This is a genomic window from Bradyrhizobium uaiense (genome assembly GCF_010811875.1).
In the GTDB taxonomy this organism is placed as follows: Bacteria; Pseudomonadota; Alphaproteobacteria; order Rhizobiales; family Xanthobacteraceae; genus Bradyrhizobium; species Bradyrhizobium uaiense.
Genome location: NZ_VKHP01000202.1, coordinates 1 through 17,738, shown reverse-complemented (window position 1 = coordinate 17,738; position 17,738 = coordinate 1). Strand labels below are relative to the sequence as shown.

General features: G+C 60.4%; 17 protein-coding genes. 14 read left to right on the top strand and 3 right to left on the bottom strand.

The genetic code is table 11. The features are described from left to right. Positions 1-132 precede the first annotated feature (132 nt). The 12 genes from FNJ47_RS34810 (at position 133) to FNJ47_RS34755 (ending at position 11,235) form a co-directional block, all read left to right on the top strand. Positions 133-1,461: an MFS transporter gene (locus FNJ47_RS34810; RefSeq protein WP_163160423.1), complete on the top strand. Its 1,329-nt coding sequence runs from the start codon at positions 133-135 to the stop codon at positions 1,459-1,461. 231 nt (positions 1,462-1,692) lie between these two features. Next, on the top strand, positions 1,693-2,607 hold the full coding sequence (trbB, locus tag FNJ47_RS34805; RefSeq protein WP_165445999.1) for a P-type conjugative transfer ATPase TrbB: 915 nt from the start codon (positions 1,693-1,695) through the stop codon (positions 2,605-2,607). 1 nt (position 2,608) lies between these two features. Beyond that, positions 2,609-2,932 (top strand): TrbC/VirB2 family type IV secretion system protein, encoded by a 324-nt coding sequence (locus FNJ47_RS34800; RefSeq protein ID WP_163160421.1) that lies wholly within the window; start codon positions 2,609-2,611, stop codon positions 2,930-2,932. Beyond that, a complete protein-coding gene (locus tag FNJ47_RS34795; protein ID WP_163160420.1) occupies positions 2,932-3,195 on the top strand; it encodes a VirB3 family type IV secretion system protein in 264 nt (87 codons plus the stop codon). The genes FNJ47_RS34800 and FNJ47_RS34795 overlap by 1 nt, the downstream gene beginning before the upstream one ends. Positions 3,196-3,205: 10 nt before the next feature. Further along, positions 3,206-5,647, top strand: a complete 2,442-nt coding sequence (gene trbE, locus FNJ47_RS34790; protein ID WP_163160419.1) for a conjugal transfer protein TrbE — start codon at positions 3,206-3,208, stop codon at positions 5,645-5,647. After that, positions 5,644-6,372 (top strand): P-type conjugative transfer protein TrbJ, encoded by a 729-nt coding sequence (trbJ, locus tag FNJ47_RS34785; RefSeq protein ID WP_163160418.1) that lies wholly within the window; start codon positions 5,644-5,646, stop codon positions 6,370-6,372. The genes trbE and trbJ overlap by 4 nt, the downstream gene beginning before the upstream one ends. Continuing rightward, positions 6,372-6,749 (top strand): putative entry exclusion protein TrbK-alt, encoded by a 378-nt coding sequence (gene trbK-alt / locus FNJ47_RS34780; RefSeq protein WP_163160417.1) that lies wholly within the window; start codon positions 6,372-6,374, stop codon positions 6,747-6,749. The genes trbJ and trbK-alt overlap by 1 nt, the downstream gene beginning before the upstream one ends. Further along, complete coding sequence (trbL, locus tag FNJ47_RS34775) at positions 6,746-7,972, top strand: P-type conjugative transfer protein TrbL (RefSeq protein WP_163160416.1); 1,227 nt, start codon at positions 6,746-6,748, stop codon at positions 7,970-7,972. The genes trbK-alt and trbL overlap by 4 nt, the downstream gene beginning before the upstream one ends. Positions 7,973-8,065: 93 nt before the next feature. After that, positions 8,066-8,749, top strand: coding sequence for a conjugal transfer protein TrbF (gene trbF, locus FNJ47_RS34770; RefSeq protein ID WP_163160424.1), 684 nt, complete (start codon positions 8,066-8,068; stop codon positions 8,747-8,749). Beyond that, positions 8,746-9,780, top strand: coding sequence for a P-type conjugative transfer protein TrbG (gene trbG / locus FNJ47_RS34765; RefSeq protein WP_163160415.1), 1,035 nt, complete (start codon positions 8,746-8,748; stop codon positions 9,778-9,780). The genes trbF and trbG overlap by 4 nt, the downstream gene beginning before the upstream one ends. Beyond that, entirely contained in the window at positions 9,777-10,988 is a 1,212-nt protein-coding gene (locus FNJ47_RS34760; RefSeq protein WP_163160414.1) for a TraB/TrbI/VirB10 family type IV secretion system protein, read from the top strand. Before trbG ends, FNJ47_RS34760 begins: the two co-directional genes overlap by 4 nt. A 4-nt stretch (positions 10,989-10,992) precedes the next feature. Then, positions 10,993-11,235 (top strand): DUF2274 domain-containing protein, encoded by a 243-nt coding sequence (locus tag FNJ47_RS34755; protein ID WP_163160413.1) that lies wholly within the window; start codon positions 10,993-10,995, stop codon positions 11,233-11,235. Between the two features lie 190 nt (positions 11,236-11,425). On the opposite strand, the gene FNJ47_RS34750 is transcribed toward FNJ47_RS34755, so the two are convergent. The 3 genes from FNJ47_RS34750 to FNJ47_RS34740 form a co-directional block, all read right to left on the bottom strand. After that, positions 11,426-12,334, bottom strand: a complete 909-nt coding sequence (locus tag FNJ47_RS34750; protein ID WP_163160412.1) for a TauD/TfdA dioxygenase family protein — start codon at positions 12,332-12,334, stop codon at positions 11,426-11,428. A 262-nt stretch (positions 12,335-12,596) separates the two neighbouring features. Beyond that, positions 12,597-13,277 carry an HAD family hydrolase gene (locus tag FNJ47_RS34745; protein ID WP_163160411.1) on the bottom strand — a complete coding sequence of 227 codons (681 nt, stop codon included), beginning with the start codon at positions 13,275-13,277 and terminating at the stop codon, positions 12,597-12,599. Positions 13,278-13,937: 660 nt separating this feature from the next. Next, entirely contained in the window at positions 13,938-14,567 is a 630-nt protein-coding gene (locus FNJ47_RS34740) for an FMN-binding negative transcriptional regulator (RefSeq protein ID WP_163160410.1), read from the bottom strand. Positions 14,568-14,907: 340 nt separating this feature from the next. On the opposite strand from FNJ47_RS34740, the gene FNJ47_RS34735 reads away from it, so the two are divergent. After that, on the top strand, positions 14,908-15,639 hold the full coding sequence (locus FNJ47_RS34735) for an enoyl-CoA hydratase/isomerase family protein (RefSeq protein WP_163160409.1): 732 nt from the start codon (positions 14,908-14,910) through the stop codon (positions 15,637-15,639). 359 nt (positions 15,640-15,998) lie between these two features. Next, a complete protein-coding gene (locus FNJ47_RS34730) occupies positions 15,999-17,546 on the top strand; it encodes a CarD family transcriptional regulator (RefSeq protein WP_347341750.1) in 1,548 nt (515 codons plus the stop codon). Positions 17,547-17,738 lie beyond the last annotated feature (192 nt).

Below are 17,738 nucleotides of genomic sequence, written 5' to 3'. Positions count from 1 at the left end.
ACCTGACATGGCGAGCTGCTTCGACGGTCCTTCTTTTTCTACGCCAGGCCGCGACCGCAGAAACTTAGCCAAGCCCATGAAAAGCTGGACGCGCTATCCGCTCGAATGAGCTGAGGAGCAAGAAGGGCCAGCATGCAAATTTCAGGGGCATGGCGTCTCACCGGGCGCGTATTTCTCCCATTTGCGCTTGGATACTATCTTTCGTATCTGTTTCGAACGATCAACGCTTTGATCGCAAGTCATCTCAGCTCGGATACCCGTCTTGGGACTGCCGACCTCGGATTGCTTACGTCAGTCTACTTCCTTGTTTTCGCGACGGCTCAGATTCCCATCGGTATATTGTTGGACCGCTTTGGTCCGCGTCGAGTCCAGAGTGTTCTGCTCCTGCTCGCAGCAATGGGCGCCGGACTGTTCGCGATATCGACCAGTTTCCTGTCACTTTTGATCGCGCGTGCAATGATCGGGCTGGGCGTGGCGGCGGCGCTGACGGCAGGATTGAAGTCCATCATCCTTTGGTTCCCCAGGGAACGGGTTGCCTTGCTTAATGGCTACATGATCATGTTGGGCTCGCTAGGAGCGGTGACCGCTACGGCTCCCGTTGAACACCTGCTCGCTTGGATGGGATGGCGGCAGCTCTTTGAGGTCCTGGCTGCCGCGACCGGCGCGACGGCAATTCTCATCTATGTCGTGGTACCTGAACGAGGCATTGTCCCATCAACAGCGCGCACCACCCTTAGCTCCGTTTTCGGTGATCGGCGCTTTTGGCGAATGGCCCCGTTGTCGGCGACTTGCGTTGGATCAGCTTGGTCTCTGCAGGGATTGTGGGCATCACCGTGGCTGACCGACGTGGAGGGGCTTGATCGCGCGAGTCTCGTCGGACAGCTTTTCATGATGTCGATCGTGCTCAGCGCCGGTGCCTGGTTGTTTGGTATGACGGTCCATCACATCAAACGAAGGGGAATTGGGGCAGAGACGATATTAGCCTTGGTTGCAGTGTTGTTTATCGCAGCCGAATTGTCCTTGATCCTGCGAGCGCCCTTGCCGTCCATCTTGCCCTGGTCCGTTGTCGCAATTGTCGGGACGGCAACCGTGGTCAGCTTCGCGGTGATAGCGGATTACTTTCCGCCGGAGCTTGCCGGTCGTGCCAACGGCGCCTTGAACGTCTTGCAGTTTGGTTGGGCGTTTCTGGCGCAATACGCGACAGGTCTGATCTTGGAGCAATGGTCTGCAAATGATGGCCATAGGCCCGTCCAGGCCTATCAGGTCGCGTTCGGTCTCAACTTAGCACTGCAGAGCGCGACGTTGGTCTGGTTCGCGCTACCCTGGCGCAGATCCATCGCTTCGTGGATGAGTTCATTCCTCTTCTTCAAGCCAGCTGATGTTCCTTACGCTATCGAGTCCGCCGGGTTGTATGAGGATTCGGTCATCCTCCTGCCCTCGGATGACGATGCGGAGTGGTGAGCAGCCACTCTCAGCGAACCGATACGATTAAGTAGGCCTCAAAGATCAGTTCTCAGCCTTTCTTTTTCTACGCCAGTCTACGATCACTGAAGCCGCTTGTTGCGCCAAGTCCATCGGTGCCTTTTCTAATCATCCCCATATGAGGACGCTCGTTGGACGTCCTCATTCGGTTGGGGGCGAACAGTGGCAATCCATTCCATTCAATCGGAAGCGAGTTCGCGCGGAGCGCGAATGCTGCGCAGCGCGCTTGGCTCCGCGATTGCTGGCTACCTCGAAGACGAAGCGGTCATCGAGGTGATGCTCAATCCGGATGGGCGGTTGTGGATCGACCGGTTGTCGAACGGCCTGATCGACACAGGCGAAACCCTTTCGGCTGCGGATGGCGAGCGCATTGTTCGCCTGGTTGCGCATCACGTGGGTGCCGAGGTGCATGCCGGCGCGCCACGGGTTTCAGCCGAACTCCCGGGGAGCGGCGAGCGCTTCGAGGGTCTCTTGCCTCCGGTCGTTGCAGCACCGGCTTTTGCTATCCGCAAGCCCGCCGTCGCCGTGTTTACGCTCGACGACTACGTCGCCAGGGAGATCATGACCTCGGAGCAGGCCAGGACCCTGAAGGACGCGGTCGCCGCACGGAAGAACATCCTCGTCGCTGGCGGGACATCGACCGGCAAGACGACATTGACGAATGCGCTCCTCGCCGAGGTGGCAAAGAGCTCTGATCGGGTCATTCTCATCGAAGACACACGCGAGCTCCAATGCAAAGCGCCCAATCTCGTGGCTCTGCGGACCAAAGATGGTGTGGCCACGCTATCGGACCTCGTTCGATCCTCGCTGCGACTACGCCCGGATCGTATCCCGGTTGGCGAGGTCCGCGGTGCTGAAGCGCTCGATCTGCTCAAGGCTTGGGGCACTGGGCATCCAGGCGGCATTGGGACCATTCATGCGGGCACCGCGCTTGGCGCGCTGCGGCGGCTCGAGCAGCTCATCCAGGAAGCCGTCATCACCGTTCCGCGCGCCCTGATCGCTGAGACCATCAACATCGTCGCTGTGCTTGCGGGACGCGGCGCTGACCGTCGCCTCGCTGAGCTCGCCCTCGTCACCGGCCTTGGCGCCGCCGGCGACTACACCCTTTCATCAGCAGGAGACTGACATGCGTCAGCAATTTCGTTTTCTTCGAGGTGCATCGTTGGCCGCCTTCGGCACCGTGCTTTTGGCAGCGGCGCCGGCACGGGCTGCTGGTTCGAACATGCCATGGGAGCAGCCCCTCAATCAGATCCTGCAATCGGTAGAAGGTCCGGTCGCCAAGATCATCGCCGTCATCATCATCATCGTGACCGGGCTCACGCTCGCGTTCGGGGACTCGTCAGGTGGTTTCCGCAGGCTGATCCAGATCGTGTTCGGCCTGTCGATCGCATTCGCCGCCTCGAGCTTCTTCCTGTCGTTCTTCTCCTTCGGCGGCGGCGTGGTGATCTGATGGACGAGCCGGTCGCAGGATTTGTCGTGCCGGTTCACCGCGCGCTCACCGAGCCAATTCTGATGGGCGGCGCGCCGCGGTCCGTCGCGATCGTGAACGGCACGCTTGCCGCGGCCCTTGGACTTGGATTGCGGCTCTGGATCGCGGGTCTCGTCCTCTGGCTTATCGGCCACATGGCCGCCGTCTGGGCCGCCAAGCGCGATCCTGCCTTCGTCGATGTGGTGCGCCGACATCTGCGCATTCCCGGTCATCTCAATCTCTGAGTTTTCGGTCATGATGAACCTTGCCGAATATCGCCATTCCGACGCTCGTCTTGCCGACTTTCTGCCTTGGGCAGCCCTGGTCGACGAAGGGATCATTCTGAACAAGGATGGCTCGTTCCAACGGACGGCAAAATTCCGGGGACCTGACCTTGATAGCGCGGTACCGGCTGAACTTGTCGCCGTCGCCGGTCGTCTGAACAACGCTTTGCGCCGCCTGGGATCAGGCTGGGCCGTATTCGTTGAGGGGCAGCGTCATTTTGCGGGGGCGTATCCGTCTAACTCCTTTCCGGACGTCGCGTCCGCGCTGGTCGACGCGGAACGCAGGGCTCAGTTCGAAGAGGCGGGTGCCCATTACGAGTCCAGCTACTTCCTGACTTTCCTCTATCTGCCTCCGGAGGAGGGAGCGGCGAGGGCAGAGCGACTGCTTTACGAGGGTCGTGATCGTACCGCTGGAGCCGACGCGCGCGAGGTGCTGCGCGGGTTTGTCGACCAAACCAACCGCGTGCTCGGCCTCCTTGAAGGGTTCATGCCGGAATGCGCTTGGCTCAATGATCAGGACACGCTGACTTATCTGCATTCGACGATCTCGACCAAGCGTCATCGCGTTCGGGTGCCCGAGATTCCCATGTACATCGATGCGCTGTTGGCCGACCAGCCGCTGACCGGCGGTCTGGAGCCGATGTTGGGCTCAGCCAACTTACGGGTTTTGACGATCGTCGGCTTTCCGGGCGCGACGACGCCTGGGATCCTCGACGACCTGAATCGCTTGGCGTTTTCATATCGGTGGTCGACCCGGGCGATCATGCTCGACAAGACCGATGCCACCAAGCTGCTGACAAAGATTCGGCGGCAGTGGTTTGCCAAGCGAAAGTCCATCGGCGCCATTCTCAAGGAGGTCATGACGAACGAGGCCTCGACGCTGCTCGATACCGATGCCCATAACAAGGCGCTTGATGCCGACGCGGCGTTGCAGGAACTGGGGTCGGATCAGATCGGACAAGCCTTTGTCACGGCGACCATCACTGTCTGGGACCGCGATCCTAGTGCCGCCGATGAAAAGCTCCGCCTGGTCGAGAAAGTCATTCAAGGCCGCGATTTCACCTGCATGACCGAGACGGTGAACGCTGTTGAAGCCTGGCTCGGCAGTCTGCCGGGGCACGTCTACGCCAACGTGCGGCAGCCTCCGGTTTCGACTCTCAACCTTGCCCATATGATTCCGATGTCGGCCGTGTGGGCGGGCGAGGCGAGGGATCTGCACTTCAAGGGTCCACCGCTTCTGTTCGGCAAGACCGAGGGATCAACGCCGTTCCGATTCTCGCTCCACGTCGGCGACGTCGGCCATACCCTTGTGGTGGGGCCGACAGGCGCTGGCAAGTCAGTGCTGCTCGCGCTGATGGCGCTACAGTTCAGGCGTTATCCGAACTCACAAGTCTTCGCGTTTGACTTCGGTGGTTCGATCCGGGCGGCCGCCCTCGCCATGGGCGGTGATTGGCATGATCTCGGCGGCGCATTGTCCGACGGAGGTGAACAACCCGTCGCTCTGCAGCCACTGGCCTGGATTGATGATCCTTCCGAGCGCGGATGGGCGACGGAATGGATCGGCGCGATCCTGGCACAGGAAAAGATCGAGATCACGCCGGAGGTCAAGGATCATCTGTGGTCGGCGCTGACGTCTCTCGCGTCGGCGCCGATGCAGGAGCGCACCCTCACGGGCTTGTCAGTCCTGCTCCAATCGAACTCCCTGAAACGCGCCTTGCAACCTTATTGCCTCGGCGGTCCATCCGGTCGCCTGCTCGATGCCGAATTCGAGCGCCTTGGCGAAGCCTCGGTCCAGGCCTTTGAGACCGAAGGTTTGATTGGAACGAGCGTTGCCCCGGCCGTGCTGGCGTACCTCTTCCATCGTATCGGGGACCGTCTCGACGGCCGGCCGACACTCCTTATTGTCGATGAAGGTTGGCTTGCCCTCGACGATGAGGATTTCGCGGGGCAACTCCGGGAATGGCTGAAGACGCTTCGGAAGAAGAACGCGTCCGTCATCTTCGCCACCCAGTCGCTTTCGGACATTGATGGCTCTGCGATTGCGCCGGCGATCATCGAAAGCTGCCCAACGCGCCTGTTGCTGCCGAACGAACGGGCGATCGAACCGCAGATCACCGCCATCTACCGCCGCTTCGGCCTTAATGACCGTCAGATCGAACTTCTGAGCCGGGCAACGCCAAAGCGCGACTACTACTGCCAGTCGCGTCGGGGCAACCGGATGCTCGAACTTGGGCTTGGTGAGATCGCGCTCGCCTTTACCGCGGCCTCTTCCAAGACAGACCAGGCTGGCATCGCACAGCTCCTCGCCGAGCATGGACCTGACGGCTTTGTGCCGGCCTGGCTGCAGCACCGTGGCGTCGCCTGGGCCGTCGACCTGATCCCCAATCTCGTCAATCTGGAGAAATCTCTATGAAGCGTCTTGGCCTATCGGCGGCCGCTGGCACTATCGCGCTGGTGCTTGGCGTCGCGATGCCCGCGCGGGCGTTGATCGTCTTCGATCCCAACAACTACGTTCAGAACGTCCTGACTGCTGCGCGGGAGCTCCAGCAGATCAACAACCAGATCACCTCGTTGCAGAACGAGGCGCAGATGCTGATCAATCAGGCGAAGAATCTGGCAAACCTGCCGTATTCATCGCTGCAGCAACTGCAATCCTCGATCCAGCGGACCCAGCAATTGCTGGCTCAGGCCCAGCGGATTGCCTACGATGTCGCGCAGATCGATCGCGCGTTCTCGACGAGCTACGCGCCGGCCACCAGCAGCCAGTCCAACCAATTACTGGTCACAAACGCTCAATCGCGGTGGCAAAATACGTACGCGGCAACACAAGACGCGCTCCGGGTTCAGGCCGGCATCGTTGGTAACCTCGACACCAATCGTAGCCAAACGTCCGCACTTGTAACGTCAAGCCAAAGTGCCAGTGGCGCCCTGCAGGCAACTCAGGCCGGAAATCAGATCCTCGCGCTTCAAGCGCAACAACTTGCCGATCTCACGGCGGCCGTGGCGGCGCAGGGCAGAGCGCAGAATCTTGAAGCGGCTCAGCGCGCCTCAGCCCAGGATCAGGGGCGAGAGCAGCTCAGACGATTCCTGACGCCAGGACAAGGCTATCAATCCTCCAATGTGCAGATGTTCCACTGATGACCGACGCAAAAGCATTCAAGGCGCTTTCGTTGCTTACGACAATCGGCCTAGTGGCCGTCGCTGCCTGCACGATTCAGCTTCGCGGTGGTGACGAGTCGCCCGCGCTGCCGAAGGCGGAGCAGACGACAGATGTAACCAGCTCCGACCTCGCACGCTGCCGCAGCGTCACTGCGGAGGAAACGGCAGGTTATCAGCATTGCAGGCAGGTCTGGGCCGAAAACCGGCGTCGCTTCTTTGCCAAGAAAACCCATGCCGCGGTTCCTGGCCAAGACGATTCCACCGCAGGGTTGGCGTCCGCTCCAAAGGATCAGAGCCGGATCGCGCACGGCTATCCGCACCCGCAGCCGGCGACACCCGAGGCGACGAAGCCATGACCGGTACGGGGATCATCGACCAATTCCTGGAAACATTCACGCGTTACATCGACAACGGCTTCGGATTGCTCGGTAGCGACGTCGGGTATCTCGCAGCAACCCTTGCCGCGATCGACATCACGCTTGCTGCGTTGTTCTGGAGTTGGGGGCCGGACGAAGACATCATCGCGCGCCTCGTCAAGAAGACGCTCTTTGTAGGCGTCTTTGCCTACCTGATCGGCGACTGGAACAGCCTGGCGCGCATCGTCTTCGAGAGCTTCGCCGGTCTTGGGCTGAAAGCATCAGGTGCAAACCTGTCCGCATCCGATTTCCTGAGGCCGGGAAAGATCGCTCAAGTAGGGCTCGACGCCGGCCGACCGCTGCTCGATTCGATTTCGAACCTGATGGGCTACATCAGTTTCTTCGAGAATTTCGTCCAGATCGTCGTCCTTCTGTTCGCTTGGATCGTGGTGTTGCTCGCCTTTTTCATTCTGGCGATCCAGCTCTTTGTCACCCTGATCGAGTTCAAGCTCACGACGTTGGCTGGCTTCGTGCTCATTCCCTTTGGCTTGTTTGGCAAAACCGCCTTCGCAGCAGAACGGGTCCTGGGCAACGTCATATCCTCCGGAATCAAGGTCTTGGTCCTGGCCGTCATCGTCGGAATTGGATCGACCCTACTCTCGCCGTTCACAGCTGGCTTTGGTGGCAATCAGCCAACCATCGAAGACGCGATGACACTGGTGCTTGCGGCGCTGTCCTTGCTGGGTCTCGGTATCTTCGGTCCGGGTATCGCAAACGGCCTGGTGTCGGGCGGACCTCAGCTCGGCGCCGGTGCCGCGATTGGAACAGGCCTTGCTGCCGGCGGCATTGTTGCGGCAGGCGCAGGTGTTGCCGCCGGTGGCGCTGGTCTCGCTGGCGGCGCGATTGCAGGCGCCGCGCGTGGTGGCGGCGCTGTCATGAGCAGAGCATCAGCCGCGTATCGAAGCGGCGGCCTTACTGGCGTCGCGGAGGCTAGCGCTTCGGCTGCGATGAGTCCTTTGCGTCGCGCAGCGGCTGCCTTCGGCGGTGGGCAAGCGGGCGAGCAGGCCGCGAGCACCTCGGCCGAAGGGCAGCCTGATTGGGCGCGCCGCATGAAGCGTGCTCAGACCATCCGGCATGGTGCCTCGGCTGTCGGCCACGCGGTCCGCTCGGGCGATCATGGTGGCAGCGGCTCCTCCGTCGATTTGTCCGAAGGAGAGCGCTGAGACGCACCACTGCACCCCCGCCGCACAGCAGCGCCTCAAATCCCTCCATCGCACGACTTGAAAACGACCACCCGATACCAGGGGCAACCATCGATGTTTACGCGCACTTCCGTTCATTACGGGCGCACGCCCGAACCGGTCACACCGTATCAGAAAGCAGCGCAGGTCTGGGACGAACGCATTGGATCAGCGCGTCTGCAAGCCAAGAATTGGCGCCTGATGGCGTTCGGTTGCTTGACGCTTTCAGCCGCTCTCGCTGGTGGGCTTGTCTGGCAGTCAAATCAAGGATCGATCACGCCCTGGGTGGTCGAAGTCGATCATCTCGGCCAAGCCCAAAGGGTTGCGCCGGCCAACATCGACTATCAACCCACTGATGCGCAGATCGCCTACCATCTAGCGCGCTTTATCGAGGATGTCAGAGGTCTGCCAGCCGACGGCATCGTTCTACGCCAAAACTGGCTCCGGGCCTATGATTTTACGACCGATCGCGGCGCCGCTGCGCTCAACGACTACGCGCGGAACAATGACCCCTTTGCCAAGCTGGGTAAGGCGCAGATCTCCGTCGACGTCTCGAGCATCATTCGCGCGTCGTCGGAAAGTTTTCGGGTCGCGTGGACCGAGCGCATCTACGACAACGGCTCGCTGAGTTCGACCGAGCGCTGGACTGCAATTCTCACGATCGTGATCGAGACGCCACGCGATGCCGAACGCCTGCGCAAGAATCCCCTTGGCGTCTACGTCCGCGCCATCAACTGGTCAAAGGAGTTGAGTCAGTGACCAAGACGCCGTCTAACGTTCATTGGAAACGTTCCCTCGAGCGAAGCAGGCTCATTTCGGCTTGTCCCGAGCTAGTGAGCTCGAAGCGTGCACTTCTGTCCGCTCTTCTGCTTTGTTCGTCTCCGCTCGGAGGGTGCGCGACCTACATTCCGCCGGAGATCAGCTACGACGCTGAAGTTCCTCCGTTACCGGCGACGCCGGTGGCTCTCGATGACAGATCGCGACCGCTTCACGTTCCACCCCTCTGGAAGCCGGCGCTCGGCGGCAAGTCGGGAGGGAAGGAAGACGCTGAACCCGTGAGCCGGGTTGAGACCGCAAACAGCGCAGCCCGGGTTGAACCGCGCAAGCGGGGGTATTTCAACGCGGCGCAGATTTACGCGTACAGTCCTGGAGCCCTCTATCAAATTTACGCCGCGCCGGGGCAGATCACGGATATCGCACTCGAGGAAGGAGAGCAGTTGACGGGATCAGGACCGATCGCGGCCGGAGATACCGTACGCTGGGTCGTGGGCGATACCGAGAGCGGGAGCGGCGACACGCGTCGCGTCCATATCCTGGTCAAGCCGACCCGAGCTTCGATCGAGACCAATCTCGTCGTCAATACCGATCGGCGCACCTACTTGATCGAACTACGCTCCCGCGAGCGGCCATATATGCCATCCGTTGCCTGGTACTATCCAGAAACTGCGCGGGAACGATCGCGTTCAGTCGCTCTGAAGCCTGTTCTTCCAGACCCGGCGCAGCGCATCTCCCGCTATGCCATCGAAGGGGACAGTCCTCCCTGGCGGCCGCTCGCCGCATATGACGATGGCCGCAAGGTCTATGTCGAATTTCCGCAAGGAATCGTACAGGGCGAGATGCCTCCGCTCTTCGTCATCGGCCCTGACGGCAAGACTGAACTCGTCAACTATCGCGCTTACGGCAACGTATTGATCGTCGATCGGCTGTTTGCTGCCGCCGAACTGCGGCTCGGCGGCGAGCACCAACAGAAGGTCCGTATTGTCCGGACCGACAGGAGGCCGTCGTCATGAACACCCGGAATGGAAACGATCAGGAGCAAGCGGCTCCGCCTGAGACACAAGAGGATCAGTCCAGGAGCTTCCGCTTGAGAGCTGAGCAGCCGCGCGTGACGCGGTTGTCGCGGAAGGTCTTGGCCGGCGGGAGCGCGGTTGCCCTGCTTGTCATCGGCGGAGCGGTGCTGTGGTCGCTACAGAACAATCGCTCCCGTAATCAAGCGGCCAATGAGCTTTACAGTACCGAGCACCACAATGTTGCCGACGGCATTACGACACTCCCGAAGGACTATGCTGGCGTTCCGCGCCAGCCAATCCCGCAGCTTGGTCCGCCGCTTCCGGGGGATCTCGGTCGACCGATCCTTGCCGCCCAAGGCCAGCCGCCGGCGATCGGCGCTGATCCGGACCAGCAGCGCCGAGATCAAGAGTCCGAGGCAGCCCGCATCAGTCATCTATTCGCTTCGACCAATGGAGGAGGAGTGCGTGCGACCACCGCTGCGGCGGTTGGAAGCAACCGCGCCGTGCTACCGAACGCAACGAGCACTGGCGACGATGGATCTGCGCAGAACGGCCAGGACCGCAAGCTTGCCTTCGTGAACGCCTCTGTGGATCGTCGCACGGTCAGCCCTGACCGCATCACCCGGCCGGCTTCACCATACATCGTGCAGGCTGGGACGGTGATTCCGGGAGCCCTGATTACCGGGGTTCGATCGGACCTTCCAGGCCAGATCACGGCACAGGTAACCGAGAATGTTTTCGACACGCCGACCGGCCGCTTTCTGCTTGTGCCTCAGGGAGCGCGTCTGATCGGTATATACGATAGCCAGGTCACCTTCGGCCAGTCCCGCGTTCTGCTGGTCTGGACGCGGCTGATCATGCCAAATGGACGTTCCGTCGTTCTCGAGCGGCAGCCTGCGGCTGACACTGCAGGGTATGCAGGCCTCGAAGACCAGGTCGACAATCACTGGGGCGAGCTCTTCAAGGCTGCGGCACTATCGACGTTTCTGGCGGTCGGGACTGAACTGGGTGCCGGCTCGGACACCAACAGCAACGACAGCGCCATCATCCAGGCATTACGACACGGTGCCTCCGACTCACTAAACCAAACCGGACAGCAGGTGGTTCGACGCAGTCTCAACATCCAGCCTACTTTGACTGTACGACCTGGTTTCCGGGTTCGTGTTCTTGTCAATCGCGACCTCATACTTACGCCGTATAGAGGGTGACAACATGCCAAAGCTCAAAATAGGAGAGCTTCCAGACGACAAGCCGGTCAAAGTGAGTGCGGAGCTGCCGGCGGCCGTGCATCGCGATCTCATTGCATATGCAGAAGCCCTTACGCGTCAAGGTGGTCAAGTGGTCGAACCGACTAAGCTCATCGCTCCCATGTTGGCGCGCTTTATGGCCACGGATCGAGGATTTTCTAAATTGAAACGTGAAGGCCACGTACCGGTCGCTGGCGAAGGACAGTGATGCTCAAGGCTTCTCGAAGCTGCCGGTCAAAGCTAATAGTACGATGCATCAACCTAGACGCTGCCGGGCTTGGCCCGAGAGCTAAGATATCGTGTCGGAAAGCGTGTTCCTGCGTCTGCCCCGAAATAACTCCGATTACCAGGCTATCTCTGTTTTCAAATACAAGAGCGCGCTGGGCGTCGATGGGCATTTATTCGGTCACCTTCAGGCGCGTTACACTGCTCCGGCCATCGACGCTGATGGGCACGTCACCCTCGATCGTCGCCCGACGTACGACGCGATGCCGGTCCCCGTAATCGTTGACGGCGTAATGCTGCGTTGCGCGGTTATCCCATATCGCGATATCGCCCTCTAACCAGTTCCAGCGCACAGTGTTTTCGGGCGCGGTGATATGAGACTGGAACAGATCGAACAGCTTTTGTCCGTCGTATTTGGAGATCCCAACAAAGTGCTTCACCAAAGCGCCGAGCACTAGCGTCCGCTCGCCTGTTTCGGGGTGGACGCGCACGACGGGATGCTCGGTCTCAAAAACCGTTCTGGTGAATACCTCGTCGAAGTGTTTCTTGTCCACCTCGCGGACACGCGCGATCCCGGCGTAATCGAAAACGTTGCTGTGAACGGCCCATAGCTCCTCGGCAAGCCGTTGTAGCGGCGGCGGCAGATCGAGATACGCGGAAGCTGTGTTCGACCACACGGTGTCGCCTCCGAAAGCTGGCATTACTACGGCCCGCAGGACTAAAATCTTGGGATAGGCATCGGCGAAGGTCCCATCCGCATGCCAAACATCGGCGCGACCGCCGCCGCGAGTGGAGTCCAGTTCGAGGAGCGAGGCCGTCCCCCTGGCGGCGCCGAGCATCGGATGCGGCGTTAGCTTTCCAAGACGAGCGGCAAAGCGCTCCTGTTCAACGTCATTGAGATGTCGTTGGTTGCGGAAGAAGATCACCTTGTGCTTGAGCAGCAAGCTGTTGATCGCAGCGATCGTGCGGTCCGATAGATCGCCCGATAGCTCGATATTTTTGACTTCGGCACCGATGCGCGCCGCACGTTTCAGAACATCGGCGCCCGGAATGACGTCACCGATCAAAGCCGTTGTGCTCATGTTGTTTTTCCAAGCCCTTGAAGTTTCTGCTTCTCGGAGCGGATGATCTTCAGCAAGCATCGTGCCAGGCGAAAGAAGAACATGTAGCTCCCCATGGCAACGAATTGCGCTATTTGGCGCGAGTTCTCGGACTAACCGATGATTCGACCGAGTGACAAGAAGCTCGATCGTCGACGTCACCCACCGAATATAGTGCAATCGTGAAGAGCGCAGCAGCAGGAGCGTGCCGACGGAAGATATTCAGTTATGTTATTGCAATCACTCAACTGCCCTCAAAAAGGCAATGCTTCTGTAAGATTGGTAATAATTCATGATGATCATAAATCATGTAGTCGGGCCCTGCCGCGCGCAAGCGCGCTTCGGAAACATATCCTCCTACGATTGATACGTTGATAAGGCCAAGATTGCGGGCAATCTCCGTCTCAACTGGCATATCGCCCACGATGACAGTTCTTTCTGGGCACAGATCATTGGCCTGCATATACAAGCGCAGCCGTTCTTGCTTGCTCATGCTCCTAAACTGAGTTGCGCGGCTCTCAAATGCCAAAATATCGGTGACGTGAGTCTTAATCCCAAGTCTTCGCACTTGTGTGCGAATTGGTCCAACAATGTGGTTGCTGACAATAACGGTTTGGATGGCTCGCTGATCAGCGGCGAGCAAAACATTTCGAGCCCCTTTACGTAAGGCCGCGTTGCGCGACAGGAACTCATAAGTGTCGTGAAAAATGGCGTTGTCGTTGCTCTGTACGACTTCGATTTCATCTTTCGACATGTCCAGGTTGCGGAAAAGAACCGAAGGAGGGAGTTCGAACTTCTCTCGAAGCTTGTGCATATCCACAGCAGCGCGACCGAAGCGGCTCAAAATTGCATTGATGGTTTGCAGCACCGCGTTGGCGTCATCGAGCAGCGTGCCATTCCAGTCGAAAATAATCGCGGATTTCATGCGTGAACCTAAGGCAAATGTGATCGTGCGATAGAATGTGTTCGAGGCTTAGATATTCTGGTCTACATGTCTGGGGCGATCGTAGTGGTTCGAACAGAGTCGTCACGGGTGCAACGCGCGCCAGTGAGCTGAGCGGGCGGACCGTTCTTCCGAGGCGAGAGGGCGGGTGGAGAGCGTGAGCATTGCTGCTTCTGTAGCTCTATTTCTGGATCGATTTGGTTGAAGCAATGGCCATGCCAGCCAGCGTTGGCATGCAACAAGGCCGGAAGGGCTTTGGAAGGTCTCAACGCTTGCTATGCGCGCTGCACTGGACCGGACACAACATTGCGTCTCTGTCAGAATACGGACAAGAGTCTGTGCGGTAAGTCCGAGCTGACCGTTCCGTTAGTGAATTTTGCGAGTTAATCGATGGCCCAGGTTGATCTCTCCGAGATCGGTTCACTCTGGTGAGGCGAATTGGGTTCTCAGTACTCGGAATATTAAGTCGAAGCTCCGGGGTGTTGAACAACTTTCCGCTGAGAGGACGCCGCTGCAGCCAATGCTCAATGCCTTGACCAGCGTCACGGCAAAACTAATGTCGCTGGAGCCTGTGAGGGCTGCAGATGTAGGCTCGCTCTCTGTCGACCGGCGCTGTTGGCGCCAGTCATGCACAGTGTCGCCTCAGCCCTGAACCAGGATAAGAGCTGCAACTTCCTGATCCCGTGGCAGTTTGCTCGCCGCCAGGCCGGTGGCGACACCAAGGCGGTCAGGCGCGGGGCGGTTTTGACTCATCTTGCGCTTGCCTTCGACCCTGGTGATGGGGATGCGCACGCCAACGATCTCACGCAACTGGGCGGCGATGAAATCCGCGGGAGCATCTCTGACCGCCCAAGGTGTCGCACGTGACGTCTCATGGATATTCGTCAGGCGCGTCACGGTTTCAAGCAGGCGATCGGGATCCTCGAAGAACTCGGTCGGCCCATGGGCGTGAACCGCGATGTAATTCCATGTCGGCACCACACGTTCAGCTTGTCGTTTGCTGGGATACCAGGATGGCGTCACATAAGCCTCTGCGCCAGTAAAGATCGCGAGAGCTTCTCCGATCGGGGGCGTGCGCCATTGCGGATTGCCCTTCGCTAGGTGCCCGTACAGCGCGCCGTGTTCGCCTTCGCTCTCATCGAGAAAGAGCGGAAGAGGCGTCGCAAGGGGCCCGTCTGACGTGGCCGTAACCAGGTTGGCCAATCGGGCGCGGCGGATTGTCGCTCGAATGTTCTCGAGGTCGTCGTCTCGAAAGTGGGGTGGTATGTACATGAAGGTTCTCCGTTGGAGGTCGTCGAGATAAACCCAGGTCAGTATGCTAGAAAACTGCCAGTTTCAGTCGCCCCCGTAGAGGGTTCCACGTTGGATCGAGCCGCCTTGCTCGTGGCCCGGCCGGCCGATGATCGCGCCTCCTCACGCACTTCTGGGGCCGTGATATAGCTGAGCAAGGCAATTGTGACGGACCAGGCGGCAAGTCCGGTGCAGCGGTAGCTCGGTTCTATTCGTCGCTCTGAACGTCTGGGTTCCCTTGGACTGCTGCCCGCCCGAGCCATATTCTCAACTTGGAATCTACAACAGCTGAGGGCGGAGAACACGGCGGTGCCTCACGGGCATGATTGCAGCAGTTGAGAAGCCGGTCATCGCGGCGATCAACTGGCTGTGCATGGGTGGAGGCTTCGAGTTTGCGCTGGCGTGCGATCTGCGCGTCGCCGGGAATGCCGTCACAGCAATCGGTCTGCCGGAGACGCGCATCGACAGCTTTCCCGGTAACGGCGCTACCCAACGCTTGCCGACGATCATTGGTAAAGCCAAAACGCTTGAGATAATCCTGCGGGGGCTGACCCTGATGGGGCCGCGAGCCCATGAAATTGGGATCGTGCATGAGGTCGTCGCCGGCCCAGTCGCTCGCGCCTTGAGATGGTGTAAGGATATCGAGCCGAGGTGCCGAGGGCCTGGCATTGGCCAAAAAGCCTTACCCGGGGCTCCCCTGAGCCGTCCTATGGCCGATGGCTTGACCGACGAACGTAGGAGCTTGAGGATGGCCTCGGCCCGCGAGGGCGGCCGCCCGCTCGCCGGCTCAAATGCAGAAGCTTTAATGCCGACGGAAAGCTGGTCTCAGGTGAGTGTCAGGGCTCCGCTGGACGCCCAGACGCATGACGTCTCACATCGCGAGCGGTCTAAGTGCCGCATTGCGCCGACCGTTAAGGGAGCCCGAGGGGTCTCGCGCCGATTCCAGTCCAATCTGCTGATGAGGAATTCGGGAGCTTCCTCATTTGGAAACGATTGGCTAGCTATTGAAATCGCTGGCGGGTGTTTTTCTTATTTTTTTCCAAACGGGCCTTGATATCGTTCATTAATCTAGTTGATTTTGATTCCGCCATTCGGAGGTTCGATCCCTCCCGCCCCAGCCAGCAAACAAGCTGTTGATTTCGATAGAAGAATCGATTTCTCCCGATCGAGTCTCTGCCGGCATTTCGGGGCGGGCTGGGGCCGGCTGTCTGGAAATCTGTGCCGCTTTCGTTTCCATGCCGGTTGGCGACAAGCCCCGAGTCGCCCCGAGATGCATGTCGACGGGCGATCGACTCACGAAATAACGACGGATTTGACGTGGCGAATACCAAGAAGGCCCGCGCCGCTGTTGGCGCGAAGAAGAAAAGCAAGGGATCGGCGCGCTCCGGGATCTCATCTTCCTCGCCCCTCGGCATGCTGGCACTCCACCTCCTCGAGCAATGGAAGAAGTCCGGCCGCGACGGCATCGTTTTCCTTGCCGAGAGCGAGAACAGGGCGGAGCGCCTCGGCAGCGTGCTCCATTCGCTCGATCCCTCGCTCGAGGTGCTGGTGTTCCCGAGGCTGAATACCTTGCCGTTTGACGGACTGGAGCCGTCTCGCGAGATCGCCGGCCGACGGAGTTCGGTGTTGCGGCGTCTCGCCAGGAGCAAGAAGCCGGTCTTCCTGGTGTCGACGGCGGAGGCGATCATGGAGCGCCTGCCGTTGCCCGCCAGTTGGGCGCGCCTCAGCATCAGCCTGAAGGTGGGGGCGGACTATTCCGAGCAGGATCTCAAGGATCGTCTGGAGGCTCTCGGCTACGATCTCGACGAAGAGGCGGATTTTCCCGGGAGCGCGCTGTTCCACGGCATGACGTTCGAAGTCTTTCCCGCCGGCGCCCTCGGGCCGTTCAGAATCGAACACTCCGGCGGCGTGATCCGCAGGATCGCCGGCGTCGATCCGGACGAGCACGACGTCGTCTTCGACGCGCAGGAACTGCTGATCGATCCGATGTCCGAGCGGATCGCGTTGGGAGGCAAGCGGGCACAGCGCGCAGCGCTGCCGGACTATTGTGATCGCGCCCACTGGATCGCGGACGCCGGCGTGTCGGGCCATGCCGAGAGCTGGCTGGGCACGATCAAGGAGGCAGCCGGCCGCAGGGAGGCGGAGCGCGAGTATCTCGGGCCCGGCGACTGGAAGCGACTGACCAAACGCATGAGCGCGCTGCCACGAAAGGCGGCGTTCACCCCGACGCCCGATTTCTCGAAGGTCGCCTCGTCACGGAAAGCTCTCCGCGCATTTGTCGCCGACACCGAGCGCGCCGGGTCGCGGCTGCTGTTGGTCGCGGCGGTGGAGGACGACCTGCGCGCGATGGAGCGGATGAGCGGCATCAAGGCGGAACGCTGTGCCGATTGGGACGAGGCAGCGAAGGGACGGGGTGGCGAAGCGGCATTGCTGGCTGATTTCGACACCGGCTTCATCGGTTCTGGCCGCAAGCCGCTTGTCGTCGTGACGGCGACCGACGTGCTCGGCAGCAGGGCGCATCATCCGCAGCCGATGGCCAAAGCCTGGGGCGCGGCTTTCGATCATCCCGACGTGCCGGAGCGGGGCGCGGTCGTCGTCCATCTGCAGCGCGGGCTGGCCGTGCTCGACGGCTTGCAGACCTACGACATGGGGAAGGGATCATCCCGCGAGATGATCAGGCTGGAATTTGCGGGCGATGATGCCGTGCTCGTTCCACCCGCCGACCTTGCGCTGATCTGGCCGTATGCAGCGGAGCGCGGCAGACTGACATTGGACAGGGCCGATGGAAGCACGTGGTGGGCGCGCCGCACCGAGGCGGAGCGGGACATTCAGGTTGCCGCCAAGCAGCTTGCCAGGCACATCGCGCAACGACGTCGCCGCAGACGACCCGATCCATCGGATGACCTGACGCAAGATCATCCAGCACGTCCCGAATCGCCCTGGCCTGATCGACCGTCGTGAAATATGGAAAGCGCGCGACGAACCGCTCGTAGGCCGGACCGGGGGCAACCAGCCTGGGCGCGCGCCGGCGACGTCGTTGCGCGATGTGCCTGGCAAGCTGCTTGGCGGCAACCTGAATGTCCCGCTCCGCCTCGGTGCGGCGCGCCCACCACGTGCTTCCATCGGCCCTGTCCAATGTCAGTCTGCCGCGCT